We start from the raw sequence: 13,455 nt of genomic DNA on the forward strand, positions 1-13,455 counted from the left end.
AGCGCCCAGCGCCGGAACTGTCCACCGGCGCAGGTAGTCGCGCAGCGCCGCGCCGCGCCGCGGCGGATCGCCCGGGTCGACGACGAACGACTGGATGGTCCGCAGCAGGTGCTCGGCCAGCTCGGGGAGCTCGTCGTCACCGAAACCGTGTGCGGCCCAGTCGACGTCGAGTCGGCGCAGCAGTGAGCAGGCGAACTCCAGCGCCACCGGTGAGGTCACCCGGGCGATCCGCCGCGGCGCGGCGCGGCGCTGCGCGACTACCTGCGCCGGTGGACAGTTCCGGCGCTGGGCGCTCAGCCGTCGGCTTTGCCGGCCTCCTTGGCGCGGCGGGCGATCACCCGCTCGACCACCGAGTTGAACCCCGAGCCCAGCGGGAACCCCACGTAGTGGGTGATGAACAACGCCATCTCGCGTAGTTCGTCCTCGGTCATCTCCGCGTTGCCCAGCGCGGCGTTGACCTGGATGTCGGCCAGGTCGTGCTGACCGAGCGCGGTCACCACCGACAGGGTGATCAGCCGCTTGTCGCGCATCGACAGGCCTTCGCGGCTCCAGATCTTGGCGAACAGGTGGTCCACGGTCAGCGCGAAGTAGTCGCCGGGCATATCCGGCATCTCCCAGCCGTAGACCTCGTTCATCTTCGCCAGCCCGGCGCGGCGCAGCTCATCCATCGCGGTCTCTCCTATCGGTTCGTGCCGGCCACGCCCAGGCCGATCGCCAAGCGCTGCAGCGCGATCTGCGCCAGCGGCAAGTTCACCCCGGTCTCAGCGCCCAACTCCAGCGCCAAGCCCAGGTCCTTCTCCCCCAGCTCACTGGTGTGACTCAACGGCTCATACAGGAAGTCCTCCGGCGCAACCGGTTTGGTGGTGTCACGCAGCATGATCGCGCCCGGACCGCTGGTGAGCTGGTCGGTGTGGCGCACCACCCGGCCCAACGCCTGCAGGTTCAGTCCGGCCGCCTCGGCCAGCGCCATCGCCTCGCACGCCGCGGCGTAGGAGGTGAACGTCAACATGTTGCGCGCCAGCTTCATCCGGGTGCCCGCACCCGGCTGCCCGGCGTGGATCACCAGCGACGCCCAGGACTTGAACACCGGCTTGAGCCGCTCGTAGACAGCGCGTTCGGCGCCGACCATGGTGGCCAGCTCACCCTGCTGGGCCGCGCCGGCACCACCGCTGACCGGGGCGTCGACCACGTGGAGGTCGCGCTCGGCGTACCGCTTCGCGAGTTCCTCGGCAGTGGTCGCGCTGATCGTTGAGTGGATCGCGATGATGGTGTCCGGCTTGGCGTGCTCGGCGAGCGCTTCGACCACCTCGCGCACTTGGGCGTCGTCGAGCACGGTGACGCTGATGACGTCGGCGCCGGCCACGTCGGCGACGCTGTCGGCCAGGGTGGCGCCGGCCTCGGCCAGCGGGGTCATCGCCTCGGTGCGAACGTCGAACACCGTGACCCCGCCGGGCCAGTCGACGAGCCGCTGCGCCATCGGGGCGCCCATGTTGCCCAGCCCGATGTAGCCGAGCCGGAGGTCCTCGGTGGCGGTCATGAGCGGATGATCTGTCCGCCGTCGACGTTGAAGATCTGCCCGGTGATCCAGCGGGCCTCCTCCGACAGCAGGAACAGGCACATGCCGAGCAGGTCGTCGGTGGTGCCCATCCGGGACAGCGGGATGGTCTTGACCAGTTCGCCCTGCATCGACTCGGGCACCACCGAGCGGTTGGCCTCGGTGTCGATCGGTCCGGGCGCGATCGCGTTGACCCGGATGTTCATCCAGCCCAGCTCGCGGGAGAGCTGCTGGGTCAGCGAGTTCACCCCGGCCTTGGCCAGGCCGTAAAAGTTGGCGTACATCCAGGCCGCGGTGGAGGACTGGTTGATGATCGCGCCGCCGCCGCGGGACTGCATGCTCTTGTACACCGCCCGGGTGCACACCAGCGCGCCGTCGAGGTTCACGCTCATGAACTTCTTGAAGTAGTCCCAGTCCACGGTGAGCAGCTGGTCGAGCTTCATGCCGCCGAAGATCGCGGCGTTGTTGATCAGGAAGTCCACCCCGCCGTATTCGGCAACGGCGCGCTCGTTCATCGCCGCCGCCGAGTCGGGGTCGGAGACGTCGACGCGCACCGCCAGCGCCTTGCCGCCGTCGGCGCCGATCTTGCCGGCCACCTTCTCGGCGGCCTCCTCGTTGATGTCGGCGATCACCACGGCCGCGCCCTGGCTCGCCAGCGCCTCGGCGTAGGCCTGCCCGATGCCGCCGCCGGCGCCGGTGACGATGGCGACCTTGTCGTCGAACTGTGCCATGCGTTTGTTGTCCTTCCTCAGTTCACTGCCGTCGCAATGACTTTCGTCTCCAGATATTCCTCGAAGCCGGCCAGCCCCATCTCCCGGCCGACACCGGACTGCTTGTAGCCGCCGAACGGCGCGTCCGCGGAGTACCAGACTCCGCCGTTGACGTTGACGGTGCCCACCCGCAGCCGGGCGGCCACGCTCGCCGCCCGGTCCGGACTACCGAACACCGTGCCGGACAGCCCGTAGGGGGAGTCGTTGGCGATGGCGACCGCGTCGTCGTCGCCGTCGTGGGCGATCACGGTGAGCACCGGGCCGAAGATCTCCTCGCGGGCCACCCGCGCCGAGTTGTCCAGCCCGGCGATGACGGTCGGCTCGATGAAGAACCCGGTGTCGCGGTCGGCGGGCCGGCCGCCGCCGCAGGCGAACGAGCCGCCCTCCTCGATCGCCAGGTCGAGGTAGGACTGCACCCGGTCGCGTTGCCGCGCCGAGATGACCGGCCCGCAGATGGTGCCCTTGTTGGTGGGGTCGCCGGGCTTGAGGGAACCCATGGTGGTCGCCACCGCGGCGACCGCGTCGTCGTACTTCGCGCGCGGCACCACCAGCCGGGTGGTGATCGCGCAGCCCTGCCCGGCGTGCATCGCCGCGGTGAACCCGGCCATCGCGCACGCGCCGCCGAGGTCGGCGTCGTCGAGCACCACGAATGCCGACTTGCCGCCGAGCTCGAGGAAGACCTTCTTGATCGAGGCCGCGCCGTCGATCATCACCGCGCGGCCGGTGGCGGTGGACCCGGTGAACGAGACCATGTCGACCCGCGGGTCCTTGGCCAGCAGCGCCCCGACCGCGTGGTCGCTGGAGGTGATCACGTTGACCACCCCGGGCGGAATGTCGGTGTGCTCGGCGATGATCTCGCCGACGACCGCGGCGCACCACGGGGTGTCCGGGGCGGGTTTGAGCACGATCGTGTTGCCCGCGGCCAGCGCCGGACCCAGCTTGGCGAGGTTGATCTGGTGCGGGAAGTTCCACGGGGTGATCGCCCCGACCACGCCGATCGCCTCCCGGGCGATGGTGCGCCGGGTCGGAATGCCTTGCGGGGCGGCCTGGCCCAGGTCGGTGTGCCACGGGTAGTTCTCGGCGGTGTCGGCGCTGAAGCCCAGGTCGTCGATCGGGCCCTCCAGTTGCGCGCCCGCGGTGAGCATCACCGGTGCGCCGACCTCGGCGACGGTGATCTCGCGCAGTTCCTCGACGTGCTCGCGCAGCGCGTCGCGCAGCTGGCGCACGCAGCGCACCCGGAACTCGGTGTTGGTCGACCAGTCGGTGTCGTCGAAGGCGCGGCGGGCGGCCTCGATCGCGCGGTCCATGTCGGCGGTGTCGGCGTCGGCGGCGCTGCCGAGGGTCTCCTCGGTGGCCGGGTTGATCGTCGCGAACCCGCCGGCGCTGCCGTCGACGAGCTTGCCGTCGATGAGCAGCCTGCTCGCCCGGTCGGCCAATAGTGCCATCTGCGCGTCGCTCCCCTCTGGTGGATCCATTCCATTGGACAAGTGTCCATCGTGATCCGATGGAACCATAGTCGCAGCATCCGCGGCGTCGCAAGCATCCACCCGCGCTTGGGCGGAAAACAACGGCTTAACAGGCGGTTTCAGGGCGCTCTTGCCGGTCGCGACGGCCATCCGATACATTGGACACGTGTCCAGTGAATCGGCGATGACGGTCGCCACCGAACCGCACGGGCCGGACGGCGCCCGCGGGGCGGCGCCGCGGCGCAACCGGCGGCAGGAGGAGACCTTCCGCAAGGTCCTGGCCGCCGGTGTGGAGATGCTGCGGGAGTCCTCGCACACCGATCTCACAGTCCGCGCGGTCGCCGCCCGCGCCAAGGTGGCGCCCGCGACCGCCTACACCTACTTCTCCTCGAAGAACCATCTGATCGCCGAGGTCTACCTCGACCTGCTGCGCGCGGTGCCCTACTTCACCGACGTCAACGACACGATGCTGAGCCGGGTGAACAAGACCCTGCACCAGCTGGCCCTGGTGGTCGCCGACGAACCCGAGGTGGCGGCGGCCTGCACCACCGCGCTGCTGAGCAACGACGCCGGGGTGCAGCAGGTGCGCGACCGGATCGGGCGGGAGATCCACCGGCGGATCCGCTCGGCGATCGGGCCCGACGCCGACCCGCGGGCGGTGGCCGCGCTGGAGATGACCTACTCGGGCGCCCTGGTGCACGCCGGCACCGGCGCACTGAGCTACCACGAGATCGCCGACCGGCTCGCCTACGTGGTGGGCCTGATCCTCGAGCCCGAACAACCCCACGGAGGAAACCGATGAGCACCCCGATCGTGGAGCTGCTGCTCGACCCCTACGACTACGACTTCCACGAGGACCCGTTCCCCTACTACCAGCGGCTGCGCGACGAGGCTCCGCTGTACCGCAACGACGAGCTGAAGTTCTGGGCGCTGTCGCGGCACGCCGACGTCATGGCCGGGTTCCGCAACTCCACCGCCCTGTCGAACATCTACGGGGTCTCCCTCGACCCGATCTCGCGGACCAAGGACGCCCACAAGGTGATGTCGTTCCTGGCGCTCGACGACCCCGAGCACCTGCGGCTGCGCACCCTGGTCTCCAAGGGTTTCACCCCGCGGCGCACCCGCGAACTCGAGCCGCGCGTCGCCGAGATCGCCCAGGCGCACTTCGACTCCGCGCTGGAGAACAGCGTCGACGGCGGCTTCGACTTCATCGCCGAGTTCGCCGGCAAGCTGCCGATGGACGTGATCTCCGAACTGATGGGGGTGCCGCAGCCGGACCGGGCCCGCATCCGCGAACTCGCCGACGGCGTGCTGCACCGCGAGGACGGCCTGGCCGACGTGCCGCAGTCGGCGATGCAGGCCTCCGCCGACCTGATGGTCTACTACGCCGAACTGATCAAGGAATACAAGAAGACCCCGGCGGAGAACCTGACCTCCGCCCTGCTGCAGGCCGAGGTCGGCGGCGACCGACTCAGCGACGAGGAGATCCTGGCGTTCCTGTTCCTGATGGTGGTCGCCGGCAACGAGACCACCACCAAACTGCTGGGGACAGCGCTGTATTGGGCGCACCGCAACCCCGACCAGCTCGCCGGGGTCTACGCCGATCCCGACCGCATCCCGCTGTGGGTGGAAGAGAGCCTGCGCTACGACACCCCCAGCCAGATCCTGGCGCGCACGGTCGCCGAGGACATCACCCTCTACGACACCACCCTGGCGGTCGGGGACGTGGTGCTGCTGCTGCCCGGTTCGGCCAACCGCGACGAACGCGCCTTCGACGACCCCGACGCATTCCGCATCGGCCGCGACATCGGTTCCAAGCTGGCCAGTTTCGGCAGCGGAGCGCACTTCTGCCTCGGCGCCCACCTGGCCCGGATGGAGGCCCGAGTGGCACTGAACCAATTGATCAGCCGCACCCGCGGCTACCAGGTGGACGAGGACAACGCCGTCCGCGTCCACTCGTCCAACGTGCGCGGCTTCGCCTCGCTCCCGATCACCGTGGAGACCGTGTAATGGCTCGTTTCGACCCGCCCCCCGCCCGCCGCCCCGCCATCGTCAGCGGTGCCTCATCCGGCATCGGTGCCGCCACCGCGACCGCGCTGGCCGACCGCGGCTTCCCGGTGGCGTTGGGGGCGCGCCGCACCGAGAAGCTGGCCGAACTCGTCGACAAGATCCGCGCCGACGGCGGCGAAGCGGTCGCGTTCCCCCTCGATGTCACCGACGCCGACTCGGTGAAGAACTTCGTCGCCCAGACGATCGAGGCCCTCGGCGAGATCGAATTGCTGGTCTCCTGCGCCGGTGACATGGTGCCCGGCCGGCTGCACGAGATCTCCACCGAGGCCTTCCTCGACCAGGTCCGGGTGCACCTGGTCGGGGCCAACCGGCTCGCCACCGCGGTGCTGCCGGACATGGTGGCCCGCCAGCGCGGCGACGTCATCTTCATCGGTTCGGACACCGCGCTGCTGCCCCGGCCGCACATGGGCGCCTACGGCGCCGCCAAGGCCGGACTGGTGTCGATGGTCAAAACCATGCAGATGGAGCTGGAGGGCACCGGGGTACGCGCCTCGATCGTGCATCCGGGCCCGACGCTGACCGAGATGGGCTGGCAGCTCTCCGCCGACCAGGTCGGCCCGATGCTCGAGGACTGGGCGAAATGGGGCCAGGCCCGGCACAGCTATTTTCTGCGCGCCTCCGACATCGCCCGCGCGGTCGCGTTCGTCGCCGAGACCCCGCGCGGCACCAACATCGTGACCATGGAGGTTCAGCCGGAGGCCCCGCTGGGCGACGCTCCGCAAGAACGCCAGGAACTCCGTCTCGGCGAAGAAGGGATGCCCACATGACCACCCAACCGGCCACCACGATCCCGCGGGTCTCCGGCGGCGAGGCCGAGCACGGACACCTCGAGGAGTTCCGCACCGACCCGATCGGGCTGATGCAGCGGGTCCGCGACGAATGCGGCGACGTCGGCGTCTTCCAGCTGGCCCGCAAGAACGTCGTGCTGGTCTCCGGCGCGGAGGCCAACGAGTTCTTCTTCCGCTCCTCCGACGACGAACTCAACCAGGCCGAGGCCTACCCGTTCATGACCCCGATCTTCGGCAAGGGCGTGGTGTTCGACGCCAGCCCGGAACGTCGAAAGGAGATGCTGCACAACGCCGCACTGCGCGGTGAGCAGATGAAGGGCCACGCGACCACCATCGAGAACGAGGTGCGCGCGATGATCGCCGACTGGGGTGAGGAAGGCGAGATCGACCTGCTGGACTTCTTCGCCGAGCTGACCATCTACACCTCCTCGGCGTGCCTGATCGGCACCAAGTTCCGCAACCAGCTCGACGACCGGTTCGCCCGGCTCTACCACGACCTGGAGCGCGGCACCGACCCGCTGTGCTACGTCGACCCCTACCTGCCCATCGAGAGCTTCCGGCGCCGCGACGCCGCCCGGGCCGGTCTGGTCGAGCTGGTCCAGGAGATCATGCAGAGCCGCATCGACAACCCGCCGGCCGACAAGAGCGAGCGCGACATGCTCGACGTCCTGATCACGATCAAGGACGAGGACGGCAACCTGCGGTTCTCCGCCGACGAGATCACCGGCATGTTCATCTCGATGATGTTCGCCGGGCACCACACCAGCTCGGGCACCGCGTCGTGGACGATGATCGAACTGCTGCGCCACCCCGATCTGATGGTCGCGGCGGTCGCCGAGCTCGACGAGCTCTACGCCGACGGCGAGTCGGTGAGTTTCCATGCGCTGCGCCAGATCCCACTGCTGGAGAACGTGCTCAAGGAGACGCTGCGGCTGCACCCGCCGCTGATCATCCTGATGCGGGTGGCCAAGGACGACTTCGAGGTGTGCGGCCTGCCGATCCGCGCCGGTGACCTGGTGGCCGCCTCCCCGGCCATCTCCAACCGGATTCCCGAGGACTTCCCGGACCCGGAGAGCTTCCTTCCGGAGCGCTACCAGAAGCCGCGTCAGGAGGACCTGATCAACCGCTGGACCTGGATCCCGTTCGGGGCCGGCCGGCACCGCTGCGTGGGCGCAGCGTTCGCGACCATGCAGATCAAGGCGATCTTCTCGGTGCTGTTGCGCGAATACGAATTCGAGATGAGCCAGCCGTCCGAGAGCTACCGCAACGATCATTCCAAGATGGTGGTGCAGCTCGAGCAGCCCGCCCGGGTGCGTTACCGCCGCCGCTGATCCGACCCGAGGAGGCCATCATGGGCTACCGCGTCAAGGCCGACTACGACCTGTGCCAGGGTCACGCCTTCTGCGAACTGGAGGCACCGGACTTCTTCCGGGTGCCCAAACGCGGCCAGGTGGAGATCCTCAACGACACGCCTCCCGAAGAGGCTCGCGACGAGATCGAGCGGGCCGTCGAATCCTGTCCCACCCAAGCTCTGTCGATCATCGAAAACGAAGAGAAAGAGAACTGATATGCCGTCGTTTCCGCGCGCCGAACTCGAAGAGGTCGTCGAACGCTGGCTGGAGGCCAACCGGGAAGCCGAACGCCTCGGCGACTGGACGATCCTCGCGGCGTTCTTCACCGACGACGCCACCTACGGCTGGAACATCGGCCCGAAGGAAGACGTGATGTGCGTCGGCATCGACGAGATCCGCGACATCGCGCTCGGCCAGGAGATGGAGGGTCTGGAGGGCTGGAAGTACCCCTACCAGCGGGTGCTCATCGACGACAAGCAGGGCGAGATCATCGGGCTGTGGAAGCAGGTCGCCACCGACCCGAACAACCCCGACGCCGAGCACTTCGAGGTCTACGGGATCGGCGGCAGCTGGTTCCGCTACGCCGGCAACGGCAAATTCGACTGGCAGCGGGACTTCTTCGACTTCGGCCACGTCTCCAACCTGTTCATGGAGTTGATCAAGGCGGGCCGGCTCTCCGAGGGCATGCAGAAGCGCATCGAGCGGGGCATGTCCGGGGAGAAGGTGCCCGGCTACTACCCGATCGGGCAGGCCCCGGCGCCGCTGTGGGGATAGCGCAGATTCCGGTCCACGCGACCATTTCGCGCTATAGGCTTTCGGCAGCGGGTGGTTGACGACGGCTAGGACCGGTCGACCGCCGGCACGTCGGACTCGACACCCCACGCTCACCGCATCGATCGCCCCGGCACGGGGCCAACCCGGAGGAGAACCACCATGAAGACCAAGGGCGCGCTGCTTTGGGAGTTCAACAAGCCGTGGTCGATCGAGGAGATCGAGATCGGGGACCCGGTCAAAGACGAGGTCAAGATCCGGATGGAAGCGGCCGGGATGTGCCACTCCGACCACCACCTGATGACCGGCGACATCCCGATGGCCGGCTTCCCGGTGCTCGGCGGCCACGAGGGTGCCGGGGTGGTCACCGAGGTCGGCCCCGGGGTGGAGGACATCGCCCCCGGCGACCACGTCGTGCTCTCGTTCATCCCGTCCTGCGGGTCCTGCCCGTCCTGTCAGGCCGGGCTGCGCAACCTGTGCGACATCGGCGCGATGCTGCTCAACGGGGTCGCGGTCAGCGACGGCACCCACCGGGTGCACGCCCGCGGGCAGGGCGTCTTTCCGATGACGCTGCTGGGCACCTTCTCGCCGTGGATGGTGGTGCACAAGAGCTCGGTGGTGAAGATCGACCCGGCGATCCCGTTCGAGGTGGCCTCCCTGGTCGGCTGCGGGGTGACCACCGGGTTCGGCTCGGCCACCCGCACCGCCGACATCCGCCCCGGCGAGGACGTGGCGATCGTCGGGGTCGGCGGGGTCGGCATGTCCGCGCTGCAGGGCGCGGTTGCCGCCGGGGCGCGGCACATCTTCGTCATCGAGCCGATCGAGTGGAAACGCGACCAGGCGCTGAAGTTCGGTGCCACCCACGTCTACCCGGACATCCACTCCGCCATGGGCGGGATCATGGAGGTCACCCACGGGCTGATGGCCCGCAAGGTCATCGTCACCGTCGGCGAGGTGCACGGCGCCGACATCGACAACTACATGATCCTGACCGCCAAGGCCGGCACCTGCGTGCTGACCGCGATGGGATCGATGATGGAGAACCAGGTCACGCTGAACCTGTCGATGCTGACCCTGCTGCAGAAGAACCTGCAGGGCACCATCTTCGGCGGCGGCAACCCGCAGTACGACATCCCGCAGCTGCTGTCCTACTACCAGGCGGGCAAGCTCAACATCGACGACATGATCACCCGCCAGTACAAGCTGGAGCAGATCAACGAGGGCTACCAGGACATGCTGGACGGCAAGAACATCCGTGGCGTCATCCGCTACACCGACGACGACCACTGAGGAGCCCGCCCCCTGATGCGCGCATGACCGGCTTTCCTGCGCTGCTGTCTCCCGGGCGCATCGGCACCATGTCGGTACGCAACCGGCTGGTGATGTCGCCGATGGAGACGATGTACGGCACCCCCGACGGGCTGCCGTCGGAACGCACCCGCGACTACTTCGCCGCCCGCGCCCGCGGCGGTGTCGGGCTGATCACGGTGGGCGCCACCGGAATCGACCCGGCCCACCCGGAAACCCCCGGCGGGCTGCACCTGGGCACCGACGCCGCCGTCGACGCCCATCGCGCCCTGGTGGAGGTGGTGCACGAGCACGGCGCGAAGATCCAGCCGCAGATCGTCCACGCCGGCCCCGACGGGCTGGGCCCCGAACTGCACCAGGTGACCTCGCTGGGGCCGTCGGTGATCCCGTCGTACCTGACCGGCCGGCCGTCGGCCGAGGTGACCCCCGCCCAGCTGGTGGAGATCTTCGACCTGTTCAAAGCGGCCGCGCGACGCGCCGCCGAGGCCGGCTACGACGGCATCGAACTGCACGCCGCGCACGGCTACATGTTCCTCGGCTCGTTTCTGGCCCCGCAGCGCAACCGGCGCACCGACGACTACGCCGGCTACTCCGTCGGCGGCCGGATCCGAGTGGTCCTCGAGGCGCTGGCCGCGATCCGCGCCGAGGTCGGCGACGCTCTGCCGATCACGCTGCGCATCTCCGGCTACGAACGGGTCGCCGGCGGCCGGCCGATCCACGAAACCGCCATGGTGGCACCGCAACTGGTGGCCGCCGGGGTGGACGCCTTCCACGTCAGCGGCGGGGTGATCGACCGGCTGGTGACCGGCATGGTCAACGGCGCCGACGACGGCGACGCCCTCAACGTCGGCGCGGCCACGGCGGTCAAGCAGGCCGTCGACGTGCCGGTGATCGCCGTCGGGCGCATCCACGACCCCGACCGCGCCGAACAGATCCTCGCCGACGGGCGCGCCGACTTCATCGCGATGGGCCGCCCACTGCTGGCCGACCCCGACCTGCCCGCCAAACTCGCCGCCGGGCACGCCGAGCGGGTGCGCCGCTGCATCTCATGTGAGAACTGCATCGACGCGATGGAGCAACGCTTCTCGGTGGACTGCGCGGTCAACCCGCGCACCGGCAAGGAGGCCGAGCTGGCGATCCGGCCCGCCGTGCGGGCCAAACGCGTCGTGGTGGTCGGCGGTGGCCCGGCCGGGATGGAAGCCGCCCGGGTGGCCGCCGCCCGCGGCCACCGCGTCACCCTCTTCGAGCGCGACGCCCGCCTCGGCGGGGCGCTGCAGTGGGCGTCGGTGCTGCACCCGGCCAACCAGCCGTTTTTGACCTATCTGCGCGACGAGATCCACCGCAGCGACGTGCAGGTGGAACTCAATCGCGACGTCACCGCCGCCGCGGTCGCCGCGCTGGAGCCCGAGGCGGTGGTGGTGGCCACCGGCGGGCGGGTGGTGGTGCCGCCGGTGCCCGGTGCCAGCCTGCCGCACGTGCGCACCGGGGCCAACCTGCGGGACTGGTTCGCTGGGCGGCGCCAACACCTGGTCGCGCCGCGACTGCTGCGGGCGGCCTCGCGGGTGTGGATGCCGCTGGGCCGGCGGGTGGTGATCATCGGCGGGGATCTGGTGGCCCTCGAACTCGCCCAGTTCCTGGCCGCCCGCGACCGGCTGGTGACGATCCTGGAGACCGGCAAGGTGCTGGCCCCGGAGATCGGCGAGAAACGCAAGACCGAGGAGACCGACCGGCTGGACCGCCTCGGGGTGAGCGTGCACGTGCGCGTCACCGTCGACGAGATCACCACCGACGGCGTGGTGTTCACCCCCGCGCGCGGCACCCCGCGCACCCTGTCCGCCGACGACGTCGTGCTCGCCGGCGGGCTGGAGGCCGACACCACCCTCGCCGACGATCTGACCGCCCGGCTGCCCGACACCCCGGTGCACACCGCCGGGGACTGCACCGGGCTGGGGCTGATCCGGAAGGCCACCGAGGACGGCGCCCGCGCCGCGTGCGCGCTGTGATCAACCGAGCAAAACCCATGTCGAGTAGCACCCACTCACCGATTGGAGCGGATATGACCGAACCCACCCCCGCACTGGCCGCCTCGCAGGCCTCCTGGCGCTGCGCGCAGGCCCGCGACAAGGCCGGCTGGCTGGCGCTGATGGCCGACGACGTCACGATCGAGGACCCGATCGGCAAGGCGATCACCAACCCCGAGGGCACCGGGGTGCGCGGCAAGGACGCGGTGTCGACCTTCTTCGACACCAACATCGCCACCAACAACCTCACCATCACCTGCGAGGAGACCTTCCCGTCCAGCTCACCCAACGAGGTCGCCCACATCCTCAAGCTGCACAGCAAGTTCGAGGGCGGCTTCACCTCGACCGTGCGCGGCGTGTTCACCTACCGGGTCGACGACGCCGGGCTGCTGACCAACCTGCGCGGCTACTGGAACATGGACGTGATGACCTTCGGTAAAGAGGAGTGAGCCCGGCGCTGGACGGCCGGGCCGCCGTCGTGGTGGGCGGCTCCCGCGGCATCGGCGCCGCCGTGGCCGCCCTGCTGGCCGAGCAGGGCGCCAAGGTCGTGGTCAACGGCCGAGACCCGGCGGCGGTGGCGGCCGCCGCGGCGGGCCTACCCGAAGCCGTCGGGGTCGCCGGCTCCCCGGCCGATCCCACGGTGGCCGACCGGCTGATCGACACCTGCGTGACCGAGTTCGGGCGCATCGACATCCTGGTCAACTGCGCCGGCATCGCCGAACCGCCCGGCTCATCGATCCTCACCGTGACCGGTGCGCAGTTCGCCGAACTGCTCGATGCCCACCTGGGCACGGTGTTTCAGACCTGCCGCGCCGCCGCCCCCAAGATGGTGGCCGCCGGTGGCGGGGCGATCGTCAACACCGGCTCGTTCGCGTTCCTCGGCGACTACGGCGGCACCGGATATCCGGCGGGCAAGGGTGCGGTCAACGCGCTGACCGCCGCGATCGCCGCCGAGTTGCTCGAACACCACGTGCGGGCCAACGTGGTCTGCCCGGGCGCGAAAACCCGGCTGTCGACCGGACCGGAGTACGAGGCCCACATCGCGGAGCTGAACCGGCGCGGCCTGCTCGACGACCTCAGCGCCCGGGGCGCCCTCGACGCGGGCCCGCCGGAGTACGCGGCCGCGCTGTACGCCTACCTGGTCAGCGACCGCGCCGCCGGCATCACCGGCCGGGTGTTCATCGCCGCCGGCGGCTTCGTCGGTGAATTCCCCCGCCCCACACCGGCGATCCTCGGTTTTCGGGACCATCACGACAATCCGCCGTGGTCGCTCGAGGAGCTGGACGCGCTGCTGCACCCGCGAAAACCGGCCGGGTCGCCGAGTCATCCCTGAAATCGACGTCCAGACGGAGCT

Annotated in this window: 14 protein-coding genes and 1 pseudogene; 10 read left to right on the forward strand and 5 right to left on the reverse strand. The window is 69.6% G+C overall.

Going from position 1 to position 13,455, the window contains the following annotated elements; all coding sequences use genetic code 11:
- From A5643_RS11315 to A5643_RS11335, 5 genes and pseudogenes are all read right to left on the reverse strand, one after another.
- A pseudogene (locus tag A5643_RS11315) lies at positions 1-219 on the reverse strand (TetR family transcriptional regulator); the annotation flags it as partial.
- 74 nt (positions 220-293) lie between these two features.
- Complete coding sequence (locus A5643_RS11320; protein ID WP_066855116.1) at positions 294-668, reverse strand: carboxymuconolactone decarboxylase family protein; 375 nt, start codon at positions 666-668, stop codon at positions 294-296.
- A gap of 11 nt (positions 669-679) precedes the next feature.
- The gene (locus A5643_RS11325; RefSeq protein ID WP_066855119.1) at positions 680-1,537 is read right to left on the reverse strand and encodes an NAD(P)-dependent oxidoreductase; all 858 of its coding nucleotides are present in this window, start codon (positions 1,535-1,537) and stop codon (positions 680-682) included.
- The gene (locus A5643_RS11330; RefSeq protein WP_066855122.1) at positions 1,534-2,286 is read right to left on the reverse strand and encodes an SDR family oxidoreductase; all 753 of its coding nucleotides are present in this window, start codon (positions 2,284-2,286) and stop codon (positions 1,534-1,536) included. Before A5643_RS11330 ends, A5643_RS11325 begins: the two co-directional genes overlap by 4 nt.
- Before the next feature lie 17 nt (positions 2,287-2,303).
- The gene (locus tag A5643_RS11335; protein WP_066855125.1) at positions 2,304-3,770 is read right to left on the reverse strand and encodes an aldehyde dehydrogenase; all 1,467 of its coding nucleotides are present in this window, start codon (positions 3,768-3,770) and stop codon (positions 2,304-2,306) included.
- Between the two features lie 187 nt (positions 3,771-3,957).
- Here A5643_RS11335 and A5643_RS11340 point away from each other — a divergent pair, with 187 nt between their 5' ends.
- From A5643_RS11340 to A5643_RS11385, 10 genes are all read left to right on the forward strand, one after another.
- Positions 3,958-4,593, forward strand: coding sequence for a TetR family transcriptional regulator (locus tag A5643_RS11340; RefSeq protein ID WP_197497709.1), 636 nt, complete (start codon positions 3,958-3,960; stop codon positions 4,591-4,593).
- Positions 4,590-5,801, forward strand: coding sequence for a cytochrome P450 (locus A5643_RS11345; RefSeq protein ID WP_066855131.1), 1,212 nt, complete (start codon positions 4,590-4,592; stop codon positions 5,799-5,801). The genes A5643_RS11340 and A5643_RS11345 overlap by 4 nt, the downstream gene beginning before the upstream one ends.
- Positions 5,801-6,628, forward strand: a complete 828-nt coding sequence (locus A5643_RS11350; RefSeq protein WP_066855134.1) for an SDR family oxidoreductase — start codon at positions 5,801-5,803, stop codon at positions 6,626-6,628. The genes A5643_RS11345 and A5643_RS11350 overlap by 1 nt, the downstream gene beginning before the upstream one ends.
- A complete protein-coding gene (cyp51, locus tag A5643_RS11355; RefSeq protein ID WP_066855137.1) occupies positions 6,625-7,980 on the forward strand; it encodes a lanosterol 14-alpha demethylase in 1,356 nt (451 codons plus the stop codon). The genes A5643_RS11350 and cyp51 overlap by 4 nt, the downstream gene beginning before the upstream one ends.
- A gap of 20 nt (positions 7,981-8,000) precedes the next feature.
- Positions 8,001-8,216 carry a ferredoxin Fdx gene (gene fdx / locus A5643_RS11360; RefSeq protein ID WP_066855141.1) on the forward strand — a complete coding sequence of 72 codons (216 nt, stop codon included), beginning with the start codon at positions 8,001-8,003 and terminating at the stop codon, positions 8,214-8,216.
- A 1-nt stretch (position 8,217) separates the two neighbouring features.
- Positions 8,218-8,775 carry a nuclear transport factor 2-like protein gene (locus tag A5643_RS11365; RefSeq protein ID WP_066855144.1) on the forward strand — a complete coding sequence of 186 codons (558 nt, stop codon included), beginning with the start codon at positions 8,218-8,220 and terminating at the stop codon, positions 8,773-8,775.
- A gap of 159 nt (positions 8,776-8,934) precedes the next feature.
- A complete protein-coding gene (locus A5643_RS11370) occupies positions 8,935-10,062 on the forward strand; it encodes an NDMA-dependent alcohol dehydrogenase (RefSeq protein WP_066855147.1) in 1,128 nt (375 codons plus the stop codon).
- A gap of 23 nt (positions 10,063-10,085) precedes the next feature.
- Positions 10,086-12,083, forward strand: a complete 1,998-nt coding sequence (locus A5643_RS11375) for an oxidoreductase (protein WP_066855150.1) — start codon at positions 10,086-10,088, stop codon at positions 12,081-12,083.
- A 53-nt stretch (positions 12,084-12,136) separates the two neighbouring features.
- Positions 12,137-12,550 (forward strand): ketosteroid isomerase family protein, encoded by a 414-nt coding sequence (locus A5643_RS11380; RefSeq protein WP_066855153.1) that lies wholly within the window; start codon positions 12,137-12,139, stop codon positions 12,548-12,550.
- Entirely contained in the window at positions 12,547-13,434 is an 888-nt protein-coding gene (locus A5643_RS11385; protein WP_082948905.1) for an SDR family NAD(P)-dependent oxidoreductase, read from the forward strand. Before A5643_RS11380 ends, A5643_RS11385 begins: the two co-directional genes overlap by 4 nt.
- Positions 13,435-13,455 lie beyond the last annotated feature (21 nt).

Origin of the sequence: Mycobacterium sp. 1274756.6, assembly GCF_001668625.1 — a bacterium.
Classification (GTDB): Bacteria; Actinomycetota; Actinomycetes; order Mycobacteriales; family Mycobacteriaceae; genus Mycobacterium.

What these genes read in the sequence shown, in the direction of transcription:
- A5643_RS11320 (WP_066855116.1), bottom strand. Translation starts at nt 668, where the DNA reads ATGGATGAGCTGCGCCGCGCCGGGCTGGCGAAGATGAACGAGGTCTAC.
- A5643_RS11325 (WP_066855119.1), bottom strand. Translation starts at nt 1,537, where the DNA reads ATGACCGCCACCGAGGACCTCCGGCTCGGCTACATCGGGCTGGGCAAC.
- A5643_RS11330 (WP_066855122.1), bottom strand. Translation starts at nt 2,286, where the DNA reads ATGGCACAGTTCGACGACAAGGTCGCCATCGTCACCGGCGCCGGCGGC.
- A5643_RS11335 (WP_066855125.1), bottom strand. Translation starts at nt 3,770, where the DNA reads ATGGCACTATTGGCCGACCGGGCGAGCAGGCTGCTCATCGACGGCAAG.
- A5643_RS11345 (WP_066855131.1), top strand. Translation starts at nt 4,590, where the DNA reads ATGAGCACCCCGATCGTGGAGCTGCTGCTCGACCCCTACGACTACGAC.
- A5643_RS11350 (WP_066855134.1), top strand. Translation starts at nt 5,801, where the DNA reads ATGGCTCGTTTCGACCCGCCCCCCGCCCGCCGCCCCGCCATCGTCAGC.
- cyp51 (WP_066855137.1), top strand. Translation starts at nt 6,625, where the DNA reads ATGACCACCCAACCGGCCACCACGATCCCGCGGGTCTCCGGCGGCGAG.
- fdx (WP_066855141.1), top strand. Translation starts at nt 8,001, where the DNA reads ATGGGCTACCGCGTCAAGGCCGACTACGACCTGTGCCAGGGTCACGCC.
- A5643_RS11365 (WP_066855144.1), top strand. Translation starts at nt 8,218, where the DNA reads ATGCCGTCGTTTCCGCGCGCCGAACTCGAAGAGGTCGTCGAACGCTGG.
- A5643_RS11370 (WP_066855147.1), top strand. Translation starts at nt 8,935, where the DNA reads ATGAAGACCAAGGGCGCGCTGCTTTGGGAGTTCAACAAGCCGTGGTCG.
- A5643_RS11375 (WP_066855150.1), top strand. Translation starts at nt 10,086, where the DNA reads ATGACCGGCTTTCCTGCGCTGCTGTCTCCCGGGCGCATCGGCACCATG.
- A5643_RS11380 (WP_066855153.1), top strand. Translation starts at nt 12,137, where the DNA reads ATGACCGAACCCACCCCCGCACTGGCCGCCTCGCAGGCCTCCTGGCGC.